This window comes from Lysobacter sp. Root494 (genome assembly GCF_001427225.1).
In the GTDB taxonomy this organism is placed as follows: Bacteria; Pseudomonadota; Gammaproteobacteria; order Xanthomonadales; family Xanthomonadaceae; genus Agrilutibacter.
The window spans coordinates 97,771-114,764 of sequence record NZ_LMFH01000007.1; the positions used below are offsets into that span (position 1 = coordinate 97,771).

General features: G+C 65.4%; 20 protein-coding genes. 7 read left to right on the top strand and 13 right to left on the bottom strand.

Annotated features, from left to right (window positions below; genetic code table 11):
• Position 1 precedes the first annotated feature (1 nt).
• The 3 genes from paoC to paoA are packed head-to-tail and all read right to left on the bottom strand — an operon-like array spanning position 2 to position 3,818.
• Positions 2–2,215 (bottom strand): aldehyde oxidoreductase molybdenum-binding subunit PaoC, encoded by a 2,214-nt coding sequence (gene paoC, locus ASD14_RS11650; RefSeq protein WP_056133787.1) that lies wholly within the window; start codon positions 2,213–2,215, stop codon positions 2–4.
• The gene (locus ASD14_RS11655; RefSeq protein ID WP_056133790.1) at positions 2,212–3,168 is read right to left on the bottom strand and encodes a xanthine dehydrogenase family protein subunit M; all 957 of its coding nucleotides are present in this window, start codon (positions 3,166–3,168) and stop codon (positions 2,212–2,214) included. The genes paoC and ASD14_RS11655 overlap by 4 nt, the downstream gene beginning before the upstream one ends.
• Positions 3,165–3,818 (bottom strand): aldehyde dehydrogenase iron-sulfur subunit PaoA, encoded by a 654-nt coding sequence (paoA, locus tag ASD14_RS11660; protein WP_056133793.1) that lies wholly within the window; start codon positions 3,816–3,818, stop codon positions 3,165–3,167. The genes ASD14_RS11655 and paoA overlap by 4 nt, the downstream gene beginning before the upstream one ends.
• Positions 3,819–4,115: 297 nt before the next feature.
• Here paoA and ASD14_RS11665 point away from each other — a divergent pair, with 297 nt between their 5' ends.
• Positions 4,116–4,337, top strand: coding sequence for a hypothetical protein (locus ASD14_RS11665; protein WP_056133795.1), 222 nt, complete (start codon positions 4,116–4,118; stop codon positions 4,335–4,337).
• Positions 4,338–4,391: 54 nt separating this feature from the next.
• On the opposite strand, the gene ASD14_RS11670 is transcribed toward ASD14_RS11665, so the two are convergent.
• The 8 genes from ASD14_RS11670 to ASD14_RS11705 form a co-directional block, all read right to left on the bottom strand.
• Entirely contained in the window at positions 4,392–4,790 is a 399-nt protein-coding gene (locus tag ASD14_RS11670) for a hypothetical protein (RefSeq protein ID WP_056133798.1), read from the bottom strand.
• Positions 4,780–5,112, bottom strand: a complete 333-nt coding sequence (locus ASD14_RS11675) for a heavy-metal-associated domain-containing protein (protein WP_056133801.1) — start codon at positions 5,110–5,112, stop codon at positions 4,780–4,782. Before ASD14_RS11675 ends, ASD14_RS11670 begins: the two co-directional genes overlap by 11 nt.
• Before the next feature lie 11 nt (positions 5,113–5,123).
• A complete protein-coding gene (locus ASD14_RS11680) occupies positions 5,124–5,747 on the bottom strand; it encodes a hypothetical protein (protein ID WP_235565397.1) in 624 nt (207 codons plus the stop codon).
• A 105-nt stretch (positions 5,748–5,852) separates the two neighbouring features.
• Positions 5,853–6,227 carry a hypothetical protein gene (locus tag ASD14_RS11685; protein ID WP_157475323.1) on the bottom strand — a complete coding sequence of 125 codons (375 nt, stop codon included), beginning with the start codon at positions 6,225–6,227 and terminating at the stop codon, positions 5,853–5,855.
• Positions 6,228–6,340: 113 nt separating this feature from the next.
• Positions 6,341–6,691, bottom strand: coding sequence for an FHA domain-containing protein (locus tag ASD14_RS11690; protein WP_056133811.1), 351 nt, complete (start codon positions 6,689–6,691; stop codon positions 6,341–6,343).
• Between the two features lie 177 nt (positions 6,692–6,868).
• Positions 6,869–7,054, bottom strand: a complete 186-nt coding sequence (locus ASD14_RS11695) for a hypothetical protein (protein WP_157475326.1) — start codon at positions 7,052–7,054, stop codon at positions 6,869–6,871.
• A gap of 193 nt (positions 7,055–7,247) precedes the next feature.
• Positions 7,248–7,661, bottom strand: coding sequence for a response regulator (locus ASD14_RS11700; protein ID WP_056133817.1), 414 nt, complete (start codon positions 7,659–7,661; stop codon positions 7,248–7,250).
• Between the two features lie 130 nt (positions 7,662–7,791).
• Complete coding sequence (locus tag ASD14_RS11705) at positions 7,792–8,178, bottom strand: DUF1801 domain-containing protein (protein WP_056133820.1); 387 nt, start codon at positions 8,176–8,178, stop codon at positions 7,792–7,794.
• Between the two features lie 477 nt (positions 8,179–8,655).
• Here ASD14_RS11705 and ASD14_RS11710 point away from each other — a divergent pair, with 477 nt between their 5' ends.
• Positions 8,656–8,892 carry a hypothetical protein gene (locus tag ASD14_RS11710; RefSeq protein ID WP_056133823.1) on the top strand — a complete coding sequence of 79 codons (237 nt, stop codon included), beginning with the start codon at positions 8,656–8,658 and terminating at the stop codon, positions 8,890–8,892.
• Positions 8,893–8,971: 79 nt separating this feature from the next.
• On the opposite strand, the gene ASD14_RS11715 is transcribed toward ASD14_RS11710, so the two are convergent.
• Positions 8,972–11,410: an ATP-binding protein gene (locus ASD14_RS11715; protein ID WP_082538946.1), complete on the bottom strand. Its 2,439-nt coding sequence runs from the start codon at positions 11,408–11,410 to the stop codon at positions 8,972–8,974.
• A 480-nt stretch (positions 11,411–11,890) separates the two neighbouring features.
• Between ASD14_RS11715 and ASD14_RS11720 the strand changes: the two genes are divergently transcribed.
• Positions 11,891–12,121 (top strand): hypothetical protein, encoded by a 231-nt coding sequence (locus ASD14_RS11720; RefSeq protein WP_056133831.1) that lies wholly within the window; start codon positions 11,891–11,893, stop codon positions 12,119–12,121.
• Between the two features lie 81 nt (positions 12,122–12,202).
• Here the strand turns inward: ASD14_RS11720 and ASD14_RS11725 are convergent, their stop codons facing one another.
• The gene (locus ASD14_RS11725; protein WP_235565398.1) at positions 12,203–12,763 is read right to left on the bottom strand and encodes a DUF4136 domain-containing protein; all 561 of its coding nucleotides are present in this window, start codon (positions 12,761–12,763) and stop codon (positions 12,203–12,205) included.
• A 390-nt stretch (positions 12,764–13,153) separates the two neighbouring features.
• Between ASD14_RS11725 and ASD14_RS11730 the strand changes: the two genes are divergently transcribed.
• The 4 genes from ASD14_RS11730 (at position 13,154) to ASD14_RS11745 (ending at position 16,988) form a co-directional block, all read left to right on the top strand.
• Positions 13,154–13,336 carry a hypothetical protein gene (locus tag ASD14_RS11730; RefSeq protein ID WP_056133834.1) on the top strand — a complete coding sequence of 61 codons (183 nt, stop codon included), beginning with the start codon at positions 13,154–13,156 and terminating at the stop codon, positions 13,334–13,336.
• Between the two features lie 92 nt (positions 13,337–13,428).
• Positions 13,429–14,370, top strand: coding sequence for a CorA family divalent cation transporter (locus ASD14_RS11735; RefSeq protein ID WP_162247705.1), 942 nt, complete (start codon positions 13,429–13,431; stop codon positions 14,368–14,370).
• 239 nt (positions 14,371–14,609) lie between these two features.
• Positions 14,610–16,520: an MFS transporter gene (locus ASD14_RS11740; RefSeq protein ID WP_056133840.1), complete on the top strand. Its 1,911-nt coding sequence runs from the start codon at positions 14,610–14,612 to the stop codon at positions 16,518–16,520.
• Positions 16,521–16,637: 117 nt separating this feature from the next.
• The gene (locus ASD14_RS11745) at positions 16,638–16,988 is read left to right on the top strand and encodes a CD225/dispanin family protein (protein ID WP_056133843.1); all 351 of its coding nucleotides are present in this window, start codon (positions 16,638–16,640) and stop codon (positions 16,986–16,988) included.
• The last annotated feature ends 6 nt before the right edge of the window (positions 16,989–16,994 follow it).

Below are 16,994 nucleotides of genomic sequence, written 5' to 3' on the forward strand. Positions count from 1 at the left end.
GTCACGCCACGACCGGCAGCGTGCCGAGAATCTTGTCCAGCGTGATCGGGTAGTCGCGGACGCGGGCGCCGGTGGCGTTGTGGATCGCATTCGCGACCGCGGCCGCAACGCCGCAGATGCCGAGTTCGCCCACGCCCTTGGCCTTCATCGGCGAGGAGATCGGATCGGTTTCGTCGAGGAAGATCACTTCCTGGTGCGGGATGTCCGCATGCACGGGCACCTCGTAGCTCGCCAGGTCGTGGTTGACGAAGAAGCCGAAGCGCTTGTCGACCGCGAGTTCCTCCATCAGCGCCGCGCCGACACCCATCGTCATCGCGCCGATGACCTGGCTGCGCGCGGACTTCGGATTGAGGATGCGCCCGGCCGCGCACACCGCGAGCATGCGCCGCACGCGCACCTCGCCGGTGATGCGATCCACGCCGACTTCGCAGAAGTGCGCGCCGAACGTGGACTGCTGGAACTTCTTGTCGAGGTCGCCGTATTCGATCTGGTCCTCGGCAACCATTTCCGCGTCGCCCACTGCTTCGGCGAGCGGCACGCGGCGCGAACCGGAGCGCACCTGGCCATCGACGAATTCCGTCTGCGCCGGATCGAAGCCGAGCTTCGTCGCGATCGCGTCGCGCAGCTTGGCGCACGCCGCGTACACACCCGAGGTCGAATTGTTTCCGCCCCACTGCCCGCCCGAGCCGCACGAAGCGGGGAAGTCGGAATCGCCCAAGCGCACCACGACGCGATCCAGCGGCACGCCCATCATTTCCGCCGCGGTCTGGCCAATGATCGTGTAGCTGCCCGTGCCAATGTCGGTCATGTCGGTTTCCACCGTCACGATGCCGCGCGGATCGACGCGAACGCGCGCGGCCGACTTCGTCAGCAGGTTGTTGCGGAATGCGCCCGCGACGCCCATGCCGACCAGCCAGCGGCCATCGCGCACTGTTCCCGGCGTCGCGGAACGGCGCTGCCAGCCGAAGCGTTCCACGCCCGTGCGCAGGCATTCGACGAAGCGCCGTTGCGAGAAGGGACGCTCGGGCTTTTCCGGATCGACCTGCGTGTCATTGCGGATGCGGAATTCGACGGGATCCATCCCGAGTTTCTCCGCCATTTCATCCATGGCGATTTCCAGCGCCATCAGCCCAGGCGCTTCGCCGGGCGCGCGCATCGCGTTGGCTTCGGGCAGGTCGAGCGTGGCCAGGCGCATCTTCGTCATGCGGTTTTCGCCCGCATAGAACAGGCGCGTCTGCTGCACCGCGACTTCGAGCCCGCCACCCGGCAGGTCGCCGTTCCAGCTCTCGTGCCCGATCGCGGTGATCTTGCCGTCCTTCGTCGCGCCGATGCGGATGCGCTGGATGGTGGCCGGGCGGTGCGTGGTGTTGTTGGGCATCAGTGGACGCTGCAAAGCGACCTTCACCGGCCGCTTCGCCGCCTTCGCGCCGAGCGCCGCGAGCAGGATGTCGGCGCGGATGAAGAGTTTTCCGCCGAAGCCGCCGCCGATGTAGGGCGAATCCATGCGCACGTTTTCCTTCGGGATGCCGAGCGTCTTCGCGATGTCGCCCTTGCTCCAGGCAATCATCTGGTTGGAGGTCCACACCGTGAGCTTGTCGCCTTCCCATGCGGCGATGCTCGCGTGCGGCTCCATCATCATGTGCGACTGGTCGGGCGTCGTGTAGGTCGTATCGAGTTGCACCGGCGCCGATGCAAACGCGCCAGCGAAGTCGCCCACGGCAGTGTCCGGAATGGGATCGAAGCCGCCCTGTGGCGTCGGCTTGATCGCCGAATCCTTCGCGGCGGCAAGATCGAACTTGCCTTTTTCGCGCTTGTAATCGACGCGGATCAGGTTCGCCGCGGCGCGCGCCTGTTCGAAGGTTTCGGCAACCACGATCGCAACGGCCTGGTGGTAATGCTGCACCTCCGGTCCGGCGAGCAGCCTGGCGGTGTTGAAGTTGCCCTTGCCCAGCTTGCCCGCGTTCTTCGCGCTGACGACGGCGAGTACGCCCGGTGCCTTGCGCGCCGCGCTGTCGTCGAGGAAGGCGATCGTGCCCTTGCCGATGCCGGCGCCGACGATGTAGCCGTAGGCCTGGTTCGGCACGATGTCATGCCGCTCGTACGCATAAGGCGCGGTGCCGGTCGTCTTCAGCGGACCGTCGATGCGGTCGGTGGCCTTGCCGATGACCTTGCCCTGGTCGATCGGGTTGGTGGTGGCGGGCTTGTCGAATTTCATGCCTTGGCTCCCGCGTCGACCAGCACCGCGGCGATGGTGCGCTCCACCAGCGGCAGCTTGAATGCAGTGTGTTCGGTAGTGCGCGCGCCTTCGAGAAGTTTTGCAGCAGCGGCCTTCGCGCCGCCCGGCAACGCGTCGTCGGCGGCTTCGACCCGCCACGGCTTGTGCGCGATGCCGCCGGCGGCGATGCGACCCGTGCCGTCCTTCTGCACGATGGCGGCGACGGATACCAGCGCGAATGCATACGACGCGCGATCGCGCACCTTGCGGTAGATATGCCTCCCGCCAACGGGTTCAGGCAGGGTGACGGCGGTGATCAGCTCGCCGGGAGCCAACGTGGTTTCGATGTGCGGCGTCGTACCCGGGAGGCGGTGCAGTTCCGCGAGCGGAATCGCCCGCGTGCGGCCGTCGGGTTGCACGGTTTCGACGATCGCGTCGAGGACGCGCATGGCAACGGCCATGTCGCTGGGATGCGTGGCGATGCATGCATCGCTGGTACCAACGATGGCGTGGTGCCGGCTGAACCCTTCCAGCGCGGCGCAACCCGTACCCGGACGGCGTTTGTTGCAGGGCTGGTTGGTGTCATAGAAATAGGGACACCGCGTTCGCTGCAGCAGGTTGCCCGCGGTGGTCGCGCGGTTGCGCAGTTGTCCGGAGGCGCCAGCAAGCAGCGCTCGCGACAGCACGGCGTAGTCCTTGCGCACGCGCTTGTCGGCGGCGAGGTCGGTGTTGCGGACGAGGGCGCCGATACGCAGCCCCCCTTCCCGGGTTTCCTCGATGCGATCGAGGCCGAGGCCATTGACGTCGATCAGGTGCGCCGGCGTTTCGATCTCCAGCTTCATCAGGTCGAGGAGGTTGGTGCCGCCGGCGATGAAGCGGGTGTTCGCGGTTCTGGCTGCCGCTGCCGCAGCCTCCGCGGGCTGGGTGGCCCGTTCGTAGGTAAAGGCCTTCATGCCTTCACCCCCGCGACATCGGAGATCGCATCGATGATGTTGGAGTAGGCGCCGCAGCGGCAGATGTTGCCGCTCATGCGTTCGCGCAGTTCGTCGGGGGTAAGCCTGGGTTTCGCGGTGAGGTCGGCGGTGACGTGGCTGGGGATGCCGGCCTTGATTTCGTCGAGCACGGCCACGGCCGAGCAGATCTGGCCGGGCGTGCAATACCCGCACTGGTAGCCGTCGTGCTTCACGAAGGCACGCTGCAAGGGATGCAGCTTCTGCGGCGTGCCCAGTCCTTCGATGGTGGTGATGCTGCTGCCTTCGTGCATCACCGCGAGGGTCAGGCACGAATTGATCCGGCGCCCGTCGACGATGACGGTGCAGGCGCCGCACTGGCCGTGGTCGCAGCCCTTCTTGGTGCCGGTGAGGTGCAGGTGCTCGCGCAGCGCATCGAGCAGGGTCGTGCGCGTGTCGACGTCAAGCTCGCGCGGCTTGCCGTTGACGGTGAACGCCACCTTCGAGTTCACCGGCGCCCTGCCTGATGGAGTTTCATCCGGGTTCACTGCGAGGGCTCCCGTCACCGGGACGACGCTGGCCGCCACCGAAACCGCACCCGCCTTGAGCACTTCGCGACGGGTGAGCCTGAAGCCGTGATCATCGTTCTTCATGTTCCTCTTCCTTGCCCGATGTGCGGTGGCCGACGGCGAGCCACGTAACGTCGCTGGTTAACAGACAGGTCGCTATCGCCGGGTGAACGCGACCGAGCTCGCGCCTGTGCCCGGAAACGTTGCAACCGCCGGCACGAAGGCAGCGGACGCATGGCGGGAAGCGTCCGGGATTGTCCGGTTTCGCCACCCGGCCTCCAGGGCGGGCTCATCAGTCGCCGGGAACATCCTGACGTGGACCGGCAGGACAGTTGCCGGACAGGCGGCACGTGGCTACCGTCAGCTCACTCAGGCGCGGGGATGGCGCTCATGCTGAACACACTTGCCGGTTTCTGGCGGTCCGGTTTCTGGTTCGATGTCGCCTGCCTTGCGGCCGGGGCCGCCGCCATCTCGCCCTTCCTGTTGACCAGATCGCTGCGCACGTGGCTCTCGCGCTCCGACCTGGACCTGGAAAAGGCCGGCCTGATTGCCCTCGTCGTCGCCCTGGTCGTCATAGGCGCCTGCAGCCGCTTCGCGCGGTGAGCCTGATAGCCGGCGGGGCGGCGAACCACCCCGCCATTCCGGCAGCGCGCCTGCTCAGGGCAGCGCCGGCATGACGAACGCGAACATCGCGCCGAGCACGGTGCAGCCGACGGCGATTCCCCAGAGCGCAACACTGACCCGGCGCAGGTGCTGGCACGCACGGGCAAGCCGCATGTCGGCCGGGCACGGCAGGCGCCGCGCCCGCCACAGCAGCCCACCCGAGAACGCGAGCATCGCGAACGCAAGGCCGAACACGACAGCCTTGTGTTCCGACAACCACACCAGTTGCGGCACGGCGGTCACCAATCCCGCCAAAGCGGCACCCGCACCGAGCGCCACCATCGCCGCGGGCAGCACGCAGCACACGAGCGTGCCGCTGCTGGCGAGCAACGTGAGCAGGGCAACGCCGACGTTGCGGCGCAGGGGCGCCTGCGCGTCGGCGTCAGTCGCCATTCTTCTTCGACCGCGTGCGCAGGTCATCGAGCGAATGCTGCGTGCGCCGGATGCCGACGACGGTGTAGCCGGAATCCTTCAACGCCTTGCGCAAGGTGGCCTCTTCGATATCGGCGCCTTCCCTGAGTTTCACGGCGACGAGGCGATGTTCGAGGCTGACGAACACGCCTTCGGTCGCGGGCAGGCCCTTGAGCGTCTTCTCGATGCCCTGCGCGCAGAAGCCGCACACCAGGCCGTTGACTTCCATTTCGATGGTGCCTGCCGACGCGAGCGGGGAAAGCGACAACAGCAGCATGGCCAGCAGTAGTTGGATCTTTCTCATTGGAGTCTCTCTCAGAAGTTGAACATGGCCATGGCCTGGAGCTTGCCGTCGGTGGTCGCACCGACTTCGACCCAGGTGCCGCGCTTGAAGAAGCGGACAAGGAATGCCGTCTCGGTGCCGTCCATGATGTCGCCGGTGTAGCGACGGCCTTGGACAACGAACCAGGTCGCCAGCGTGTCGTAGTCATGCGCGTACGGCGCCCAACCCAATTGCAGGGTGTCGATGCGATGCGAGAAGCGGTCGCTTTCCTGAAGGTCGGAACGGAAGGCGGAGTACACGCGCCGTGTTTCGTAATCGAATTGCACGCCGGCGTTGCGCGCGAGCGTGCTGCCCTCGAAATCGCTGCCGGTGGCGCGGCCGAGACCGCCCCAGGCAAAGACATTCGCCTGCGCGGAGGGCAGGTTCCAGCGTTTCGCGAGCAGGTTTCCGCGCAGGTAGGTGACGTGCCGCTGCTTGCGCGCGTCCTCGCTGGTGAGCTCCAGCCAGCCGGCGCCGATCGAATACCAGTAGCGCGGTGCGTAGAACAGCTGCGCTTCGTTCATCGTGCCGGCGCCGCGTTCGAGCATCACGGTCGTGCCGCGCGCGAAGGCGATGGGTTTGGCTGCCGCAGCCAACGGCAGGAGGCCGAGCAGCATGAACGCCGCCCGGCATGGATGAGTTTTCATTGCGATCTCACAGAACTGGTGATCGCCGCATGCGGCGATGCGGACGCGGATGCGTCCGGACAGGTCGAGGTGAGATCAGGCGATCGGCGGTCGCAGCGGCGTATCGATCACCTGCGATGGCGAAGCGGGCGCCTGCCAGGGAATCAGCAACGTGACGCCCGGGACCGTAGCGACCACGCGCGGCAGTTCCGGCAGGCAGGCCGTGCCCAGGCACGCGGAGAGATCGCAGGAGACCGGATTGCAGCAGTCGCACGGCGCCTTGTGCGGCGCCTTCCCGTGCGACATGGCCATATCGGCGCAGGGCATGTCCGCCATCGCGGCAGCCATCTTCGCAGCCGCCGTGGCCTCCAGCGTGTCGCTCGCGGCCTGGGCGGGCACGGCGACCGTCGCCGTGACCATGGCGATCATCAGGAGGCAGTGCAGCGTGAGCCGTGCGATCGGCGAGAGCATGTCCGGATCATAGCGCCAGGTTGGCGCGCGACCTTGACCCATCGTCGGGCGCAGCCATCCGCCCGGCTCATCCATTCGCGTGTTGCCCGCCGCGGCACGGCTGGCGGCGGTCTTCAGTGTGGCGCAGCGAGACGCGAGGAAGCCGTCGGCAGCGCGCGCGACAGCGGGCGTTCGATCAGGAAGCGTATGCAGTCGAGACGGAGTTCGTCGCCCACGCGCGCGATCCATTGCGACACGCGCTGGCCATTGACGTAGGTGCCGTTGGTCGAACCCAGGTCCTGCACGAGCATGCCTTCGGCCGTGGGCGAAAGCCGCACATGACAACGCGAGAGCGTGGCTTCCTGGATGGTGATGTCGCAGACCGGCAGGCGGCCGACGGTCATCGGTTGATCGATGGCGAAAGTGCGGCCGAATACGAGTCCGGATACGCCGCGCAACACGTAGACGGGGGAAGGATCATCCATGCCCGCTCCGGCAAGGTATGGCGCCCGCTGCTCTTCGACGACGGCTCCCCGCATGACACTGCCCCTGTTGGCTGACTCAAGTTTCGTGCCGACGCTACGGCGGCTGACGCCAATGAAATGTGAATAAAAACGACTCGCCGATGCTTCGAAGCTTCGTGTTTCCGCGCTCGCGGCAACCTAGCCCTTGGCGCTCGATTCCAGCGCCTCCGCGAGCAGCAACGACGGGAATTCGCCGGTCTCGCGAACGGGGCGCAGACGCAGTTCGTCGAGGGTGAGTTCGCCCTTGAGGGTCAGCTTCGGAGGATCGCCTTCGATGAGGCCTCGACTGACCAGTGCGTGTCGCGTGGAAAGCGGCGAAGGCATTTCGCCCCGCTCCACCTTCTCGAGAATTTGCAGCAAACCTTTTTCCTCAAGACTCAGCCTTGCCATAACCCGGATCAGTGGCCCCTGTTCAGCCCCGGATACTATTGAGGCTCGGGTGGCATAGGTGTGAACACCGATGCTTGAAAGCAAAAGATGCAAACCCGGTCGCAGTTGATGTGGGGTGTTGGCCGGCTTAAAGGCTCGGATGCTCGCCCGACTGCCGGCTCGGCCAGCTCGCGGCCGCCCCAGGCACCGCCCGCTGGAATTCCCCGAACAGACCCTTGAGTGCGGCCTCCACTTCATCGACAACGTAGGGCTTGCGAACCAGCGGGTGCCAGCACAGGTCCGGGGGAATCTCTATGCGGTAAGCCGACGAGGCGAACAGGAAGCGCACCTTGCTCTCGCGCAGCTTGCGCGCGAACGGAAACACGAGACTCCCGTTGAGCTTGATGTCGAGGATCGCGCCATCGATGTGCGTGCGCTCGATGGCGCTCTGTGCCTGCGCGAGATCGAACGCGTGTTCGACCTCGTAGCCGGCTTCCGTAAGCAGATCCTCGAGCATGAGAGCCAACAACTTCTCGTCCTCGACGATCAGGATGCGTTTCATGGCGCGACTTCCCGGCAGGGATGGACAGAGTGGAGGGTCGACCGTATGCGCGACGTCATTGCTGCTTTGAAAAAAACGGCCCTGCGTTGCGGGCCTTTAGCCAGGGCCAAGGTTCCTGAACGCCGCGGGCTCATCGCGCTGCATCCGTCGGGTCGCCAAGTTCGAGATTGAGACGGATCGCGGCCTTCACCAGCGTCTTCGCGCGCGTGGCGCTGATCCTGTCGCCTTCCACGAACACCATCGTGGCCATTTCGTACTTGCCGCCGGGGCGAAGGCGGTCGTCGAGTTCCCTCAGCCGCTGCCCGCGCCAGAATCCGAACAGCACGCGCCCGGCTTCCGCACGGATAAGCAGCACCGGGCCGTTCGAGGAGTAGACGAGATGGCCCCACTTGATCTGTTCGGTCAGCGAACCCGCGGCGAGTGTCGATGTGCGCAGCGTCGCGACGAACGCGCGCCGCCAGCCCGTGAGCGCCTGCAGGTAGGCGTCGGGCGAAGTGGCGGGCGAGGACTTTTCCATGTCGGAGCGAACGCGATGCGATGCGACTGGCGGACACGGAGAAGAAGAGTCATATGCAGGCTAAGCCACGCGAAGTCGCCGCGACAGTATCCCGAGCGGGATCCGACTTCGCGGCGTTGCCGCGGCGTGGCTTTGCGTGGATGCGACGCCCATCCGGCCACTGCCCGGACTTTCGCCGATTGCTTTTGAGCGGTCGCAGGCACGAGGCCCGTGGAAAGCGAATGGACCGATCAGATGGGCGGGCTATCGCTCCGCCGTACACGTCACGCCGGTGTCATGACGGTTTTGCAATGCGCATCTCATGGCAGGTTGCGTGCGCGTCGATGCAAAGTCCTCGTGATCCGGATGTTCACCCGGCATTCGTGCCGCGTGTAGAGCCGGATGCAATGGTGAATACCCGATGACATCGGGACTGTGTCGTTCACGGCCGATGGCAGCGCCTTTCGTAAGGTGAAATCAACCCAAGGAGGCGAAGGCATGCTGCTAGATATCAATACGAGGAACGGCATTTCGACTCTTCATCAATTGACCTGCAGGGCGGCCACGACCGCGTATGCGACGGCAGCGAAGCCGTTCGGGCGACTGGGCGCGGACGGTGGATGGTTCCCTGTGGTCGACCGGGCGCATGCATGGGAAAAGATCGCGGCCTGGAGCCCGGGCCTTGAGCTGACCGATTGCCCGATGTGCCTGACGTCGGACGTGACAAGCGCATGAAGGCGCACCGGCTGCACTGAACATCAGGGCTTGCCTTGAAAAAGCGTGCATCAGGACGCCGGTAGTCCAGCCCTCTTTTTCATGTCGCATGCGACGGGCAGCTCGATATCGCGTCCATGAGGTCCGTGAGTTCGCCGACATCCACCGGCTTCACCAGGTGGCGGTCGAAACCCGCCTCCTTCGACCGCTCGCGATCCTCCGGGCGGCCGTACCCGGTGAGTGCGATCAAGGTTGCGTGGGCCGTGCCGGGATGGCGGCGCAGCTGCTGTGCGAGGTCGTAGCCGGGCATGTCCGGAAGACCGATGTCGATGATGTACACGGAAGCAGGGCCATGCGCTGCCATGGCGAACGCGGCCGTCGCCGTGTGGCAGACGCTGACTTCGTGGCCGGCGATTTCGAGCGCGAGTGCGATGGTGCGCGCGGCATCGACGTTGTCGTCGACGACCACGACGGAGCAGCCGCTGTTCCCTCGCGGCGCTGGTTGCGTGGAGATCGCCGTCGCCGGCGCATCGGTGGCCGGCTTCGCCATCGGCAGTCGCACGATGAATTCACTGCCCTGCCCGCGGCCGTTGCTGAGGCCGACGATTTGGCCGCCGTGCAGTTGGGTAATGCTGCGCGCCAGCGCGAGGCCGATGCCGAGGCCGCCCTGCGAGCGGTCGGCGTCGCGCGCACCCTGCGAGAACAGGTCGAAGACATGCGGCAGCAGTTGCGCGTCGATCCCGGTGCCGTTGTCTCGCACGCCCACCACCGCTTCGCCGTCGTGGATGTCGACACGCAGTTCGATATGACCGCCATCCGGGGTGTATTTGGCGGCGTTGTTGAGCAGGTTCGCGAAAACCTGCACCAGCCGGGTGCGATCGGCGCGCACAGGCACGGGTGCGGGCACCATCCAGGTCGCCAGGGTGTGGCGGCGCTTTTCGATCAGCGGACGCACCTGCTCCACGGCACCGGTGACGATCGATTTCAGGTCGTCCGGTTCCAGGTCAAGTTTCGCCAGCCCACGGGTCACGCGTGAAACGTCGAGCAGGTCGTCGACCAGGCGCGTCATGTGCGCGACCTGGCGCTCGATCACGTCGGCGAGCTGTGCAGTGCGTTCCGCGTCGCCGGCCGCCGCCGGAAGCACCGATGCGGCGGCGCGGATCGGCGCGAGCGGATTACGCAGTTCGTGCGCGAGCATGGCGAGGAACTCGTCCTTCCGCTGCGCTTCGCGTTGCAGCATCTCGCGTGCGATGACCCGTTCATGGATATCCGTGCAGGTCCCCATCCAGCGGGTGATGTTGCCCTGGTCGCGCAAGGGCAGCGCGCGTCCCAGTACCCAGCGGTATTCGCCCGAACGATGGCGCAGGCGGTACTCGACTTCATAAGGTTCGCCCGTGGCCAGGCTGTGCTGCCACAGCTGCCATGAGCGGCCCATGTCCGCGGGATGCAACAGGCCGCTCCACGCGTTGCCATAGGTGGTGCCTTCGGGCACGCCGGTGAATTCGTACCAGCCGCGGTTGAAGTAATCGTGGAAACCATCGGGCAGCGTCGACCAGACGATCTGCGGCATCGCGTCGGTGATCGTGCGGAACTTCGCTTCGCTCTCGCGCAGTTGCACTTCGAGACGCTCCTGCTCGGTCACGTCCGAGCCCTGGATGAATATCCCGGTGACCGCACCATCGGTCCCGCGGATGGGCTGGAAGACGAAATCCACGTAACGGTCCTCGCGATGGTTGCCGCTGCGCGACACATGCACCGCCATGCGACGCCCGACGAAGGCTTCGCCCGACCGGTAGGCGTTATCGAGCAGCTCGAGGTAGCCCTGCCCCGCCACGTCCGGCATTACTTCCCTCACGGTGCGGCCAACCAGGTCGCGTTCACCGACGAGTCGGGTGCAGGCCTCGTTGGCGATTTCGAAGCGATGCTCCGGTCCCTGCGTGACCGCCATGAATCCGGGCGCCTGCTCGAACAACTGTTGAAGTCGCTGCAGCGCGGAAATGCGGTGTTGCTGCGTGAGCATCTCGCGCGTGGTGTCCTGCAGCGTGCAGTAGATGCCCTGCACCCCGTGGTCGCCATCATGGATCGGCATGTAGCAGGCGTGGAACCAGGCATCCCGATCGTTGTCGCCCGTGCGTACGGTGATGCGTTGGAATTCGACGTGGATGGATTCGCCGGCGAGCACGCGTTCGGCGATGGGCCGCGCTTCCTCCCACAATTTCGGCCATGCCACGGCCAGGGGGCATCCGAGTACCAGTGGGTGACGGTCGCCCATCAACGGAACGTGTGCGTTGTTGTAGAGCAGTCCAAGACCCGGCCCCCATCCGATGAAAGTGGGCGTCGGCGAGACGAGCATCAGGTCCACCAGTGCCGACAGCCGTGGTGGCCAATGTTCGGGCGGCGGCAATACGGAAGCGGACCAGTCGTGCCGGCCCATCATCGTCCCCATTGGGCTCGCGGTATCGAAGTCCACGTGGCCAGTGGGCTGCGTATCCGTGCGCTCGGCGGGTTCGGACGCGTGTTGTGTGTGGGATGCGTGCATTGGCGTTGCGGGCTGAACGTGTGCACGAGCCAGGCGGAGTGTGACGTCCGGGCGCACGTGGCATGGCGTGCTGCCATTTCCGTCGGCGTCATGCGGGAAGGAGGACACGCATCGGCGCGCCCGGCGACGGGTACGGATCGAGCATGCCGCTTGCGTGCACGGGATTGCTGGCTGCGATGCCTGCTGCGTTAGCTGCCTTCTTACCGATCTTTCCGTGACGATGCCGTCGGAACGTACGCCGATTGCACGCGACGAACGCGCCGATGGAAATCACGCGGACGCGAACACCCTGACCCGGTGTTCGCATGAATGCGCGAATTCACGCATTGCGCGTGCGCAGAAGCGGGTTTTCCGGAATGTTTTCGCCGCTGTCACGCCTGCCTCCTGGCCGCTGTTGCAACATGCACGCGTCGGCACGAGTCGACGGCGAAGGTAAATTCAAGGCAAGACAAGAGGTAAATTCAAGAAGGGAGTTGAAGCATGGCCAACAACACCATGGGCAACACCAACAACAATCGCCAGGGCAGCCGTGGCAACCAGAGCAACCAGAACATGGGCAGCCAGGGCAACCAGGACACGCGTCGCGAGGCGCGCGGCGGCAACCAGGGCACTGCCGGTACGCAGCGCCAGGCCGGTCGCAACGATATGGACACCGACAACACCCGGCAGTCAGGCCACAAGACCCCGGGACGCAGCGACAGTGACCGGTGATCACAGCCGGCGCATGTTTTGCTGGAATGAAAAAGGCCCCGCGAACGCGGGGCCTTTTTACATACGCGTCCAGATGCCTGGCTATCGCGGTGCGGTGACGGTACCCGGCGGAAATTCGACGAACATCTTCGCCACCGCGGTCTGGATGTCGGCGTGCAGCTTCTGCGGATCCCTGGGGACGGTACCTTCGGCCACGCCGCTCCAGATCGCCTGCCTGGTCTTAGCGTCGAACATGTCGACCACCAGCGTGCCCACGGTATAGCTGCTTACGCGCGCACGTTCGTAGCCGATCCCGGCACCCCAGCGCGGGCCCCAGCCACGCCAGCCCCATCCACCCCAGAAGGGATCGTTGTAGAAGGTATCGACGTTGTATTCCTGTCGCGTGGCGACGTGCGCGGCGACGGCGACATCGCCGCCCTCGGCGACCGGGGTCCAGCCTTTTGCACGCAATTGCGTGTCGACGGCATCGACGATGCGCTGCGAAACCAGTGCTGGCACCTTGTCGGGTTTTTCGCGCCAGCTGTAGGTGCGGTAGTTGCCGAACTGGATGGCAGGATCGTGGTCCGTGTAGACGCGCGGCGTGGCGCACGCGGCGAGCGCCAGCGCAAGAACAAAGACGGCGACGGCGAGCATGCGGTTCATGATGCGCTCCTCGACGATGCAGGGATGGGGCCCCGGCGACTCGCCCCTCCCATGTCTTGTGCATGAGGCATGTCGCGCGACGCCCACGGACCATACCTTCCGCCGGCTGGGGTCGCGCCGCCGTGAATCGGGGCGGATCGATAACGAAACCGTTAAGGGATCTCCCTCGCAGGCGACGCGCCGTCCGGCGACACCTTCGTTGGCAACCTTGCGAAGGGAACAAGGCGGTCGTTACCGCCGCTTGCTGCCGTCGGCAGCGCCGCTACCCGAGAAGAAGAGATCGAGGACTGGCGCAAGTCCTGCTCGCGTCGGATGGGTCACCGGCTCTGTCGGTTCGCTCCGCCTTCACCGGGATCGTCCGAAGCTCGACTTCCCGCGCAGGAAATCGACATGGGCAGCAAGCGCGAACTCATTTCGCCCAACGGCGACAAGCGTCTGGTGCGACGCGACGAACAGGGCCGCATTCGCGAATCCGATGACCTCGGACGCTCCTTGCGGCGCGACGTGCAAAAGCCGGCGAAGCACGCATCGCCATCCGGACAGGGTGATCGTGGCGATCGCAGGCGGCATTGATCGACATGGCGCGGGCGGAGGTTCGCGGGGCGCCTGCTTCCGCTGGGGATGAAGCAGCGGTTGATGCGAACGGCGATTCTCCGCATGCGGTGTTGTTCGACGCGGACGGCAGCGATCGCGAAGTCGACGCGGCCGCGATCGATCCCGCATCGCTCTCCGAACACCAGCTGTTGTGGGTCGACCAGCAGGGTCCGCCGCCGGAGCCCTTGCTGCGCAAGCTGCGCCTGGAAGCCGCATTGCCGGCATTGAAGGAAGGCGACGGACGGCCTTCGCTGCAGAACTTCGGCGACTGGTTCCTGCTCCGGGTGGTCGCGGTCGGGCGACCGCAGCCGCTGCAGTTTGCCGGACAGGTGCTGACCCTCCTGGTCGGCCGCAACTTCGTGGTGAGCCTGCACCGCGAACCGCTGGACTACATGAAACAACTGCTCCAGCGCGAGCGTGCCGATACGCGCATCGGCGTGCTCAGTGCGCAAAGCTTCACCGCGTCGTTGCTGGACTGGCAGATGACGAGCTACTTCGATGCGGTCACGGAACTCGAGGAAGAAGTCGACCGGCTCGAAGTACAGCTGTTGACCCAGCCGATCCTACGCGAACGTGTCCCCGAACTGGCCGTGCTGCGTCGTGCTGCGTCGCGCCTGCGCCGGCTGCTGACGCCGCATCGCATGGTCTTCGGCGCGATGGCGCGTCCCGATTTCCGCCCCGACGACAGCGAAGAGGAGCAGGCGCAGCTGCGCATGCTGAATGAGCGCTTCGAACGCGCCCTGGATGCCATCGAAGTCGCGCGCGAGCTGGTGATCGGCAGCTTCGAACTGTTCGCCACGCGCACGGCGCAACGGACCAACGAGACCATGCGCGTGCTGACCTTCGTCACCGTGCTGCTCGGTTCCCTGTCGGTGATGGCGGGCGCGCTCGGGATGAACTTCGAGGCGCCAATTTTCCGCACGGGGTCGCGCGGCTTCATCGTCACCTTGTCGGTGATGGCGGTGGTGGTGATCGCGGCCTTGCTGGTGGCGAAGCGGCGGAACTGGTGGTGATGCAGGTTCTGGATCCGGAGCCAAGCGCCCCTCATCCGCCCTGCGGGCACCTTCTCCCCGCAAGCGGGGAGAAGGAAAGATTTTCTGCCGCCCCATCACTGCGGGAGCGATCCTGGCAATACGCGCAAGGGCTGGGGCGAGCGCGGGACGGCATCGCGCAGTGACAAGGTGGGAGGTTCGCGCATGTCTTCGGAGTGGCGACGGCATTTGCTAGGCTCCCGCCAAACTCCGGGGGCTCCATGGCACACAACCAGTTCGAACTGCTCCGGCAGCGACGCTTCCTGCCGTTCTTCCTGACGCAGTCGCTCGGCGCGTTCAACGACAACGTCTATCGGCTCGCGATCATCGGGCTGCTGGGCTTCCTCGCGGTCCGGCCCGAAGACAAGACGCTCTATACGAACCTCGCGCCCGCGATCTTCATCCTGCCCTACTTCCTGTTCTCGGCCACGGCGGGACAGATCGCCGAGAAACTGGAGAAGTCGCGGCTGATCCGCATCACCACCACGATGGAAATCGTGATCATGTCGGTCGCGGCGGTGGGTTTCCTCACCCAGAACATGATCGTGCTGCTGGTCGCGCTGTTCGCGACGGGCGTGCAGTCGACGCTGTTCGGACCGGTGAAGTATTCGATCCTGCCCTCGGTGCTCAAGCCGGAAGAACTCACCGGCGGCAACGGCCTGGTGGAAATGGGCACGTCGATCTCGATCCTCGCGGGGATGCTGTTTGGTGGGCTGATCTTCCAGGTGGCCGGCGCCCAGGGCCCGCTGGTCGCGGCGATCTCCATCGTGCTGCTGGCGATCACCGGCAATGTGGTGAGCCGCTTCATTCCGCGTGCTGAAGCCGGCGCGCCCGACCTGCGCATCAACTGGAATCCGATTCCGGAATCGCTGCACGTGCTGCGGCTGACCAAGCGGCAGCCCGGCGTCCGCAATTCGGTGCTCGGCGTGTCGTGGTTCTGGTTCTTCGGCACGGTGATCACCTCGAACCTGCCCACGTACGCGGAGATCAACCTCGGCGCGCCGCGCGACGATGCGACGATCTACATCCTCGCGCTCGCGCTGTTCTCGATCGGCACCGGCGTGGGCTCGTTGCTGTGCGAAAAGCTGTCGGCACGCACGGTCGAGATCGGCCTGGTGCCGATGGGCGCGATCGGCATGACCGGCTTCCTGCTCGACCTGTATTTCGCCCGCAGCGGCGTCGCGCCGGTGGGCGGGCTCGATGCAGGCGGTTTCCTGCACCAGCCGGGCGCGTGGCGGATCGTGATGGACTTGGTCGGAATCGGATTGTTCGCCGGCTTCTTCCTGGTGCCGCTGTTCGCGCTGATACAAAGCCGCACGCCCGGGAACGAACTGTCGCGCGTGATCTCCGGCGTGAACATCCAGAACGCGTTCTTCATCGTGCTTGCGGCGGGCATTGGCATCGCCGCGCAGAGCCTGCTGAAGTGGACGATCCCGCAACTGTTCCTCGCGCTGGCTATCGCCAATGCGCTGGTCGCGATCTGGATATTCACGATCGTGCCGGAGTTCGCGATGCGCTTCGTCAGCTGGCTGCTGGTGCGCACGCTGTACCGGCTGAACCTGCATGGCATCGAAAAGCACGTGCCTGATGAAGGCCCCGCGCTGATCGTGTGCAACCACGTGAGCTACATGGATGCGCTGATCCTGTCGGCGAGCATTCCGCGGCCGGTGCGCTTCGTCATGTATTACAGGATCTTCAGCATCCCGGTGATGAGCTGGATTTTCCGCACCGCGAAGGCGATCCCGATCGCCGGGGCGCGGGAAAACCCCGAACTGATGCAGCGCGCGTTCGCCGAAATCGACGCGGCGCTCGCCGACGGCCAGCTCGTCGGCATCTTTCCGGAAGGTGCATTGACCCAGGATGGCGAGATAGCGAAGTTCAAGTCGGGCGTGGAGAAGATTCTTGAACGTGCATTGGCGCGTGGCCAGGCGGTGCCGGTAGTTCCGATGGCATTGCGCGGGATGTGGACAAGCATGTGGAGCCGTCGCGACACCCGTTTCGGCCGCATGCGCGTGCCACGCCGCTTCCGCGCGCGTGTCGAGGTGATCGCCGATGCGCCCATGGACCCGGCGACGGCGACGGCCGAGGTGCTCGAGGCAAAGGTGCAGGCGATGAGGGGCGATGCGGCATGAGCATCGATTCGATTGCAACTTCAACATTGCATCGGGCTGCTAGGATGCCGCCAGGCCATGGGCCTGGCTTCGAAGCAGCCGTTCGCGGCTTCCATTCATTCGCGTAGGGGATAAGCAATGAGCACGACACCGCCGTCATTTCCACCGGAGCAACCGACTTCGTACGGACCGCTTCCGAACTATCTGGTCTGGGCGATCCTGATCACGATTGCATCGCTGTGCCTGTGCTGCGTCGTCGGCACGATACCGGGCATCGTCGCGATCGTGTTCGCCACCCAGGTGAACAGCAAGCTGTCGGCGGGCGACCGCAGCGGCGCCGAGCGGGCATCGAAGAACGCGAAACTCTGGTGCTGGATCACCACCGGCCTGTGCATCCTGGGACTGCTGCTCACCATCGGCATGCGCATGGCAGGCTATGACAACAGCTATTGGCAGAATTACATCGAGCAGATGCAGCACCAGGGCTGACCGGTA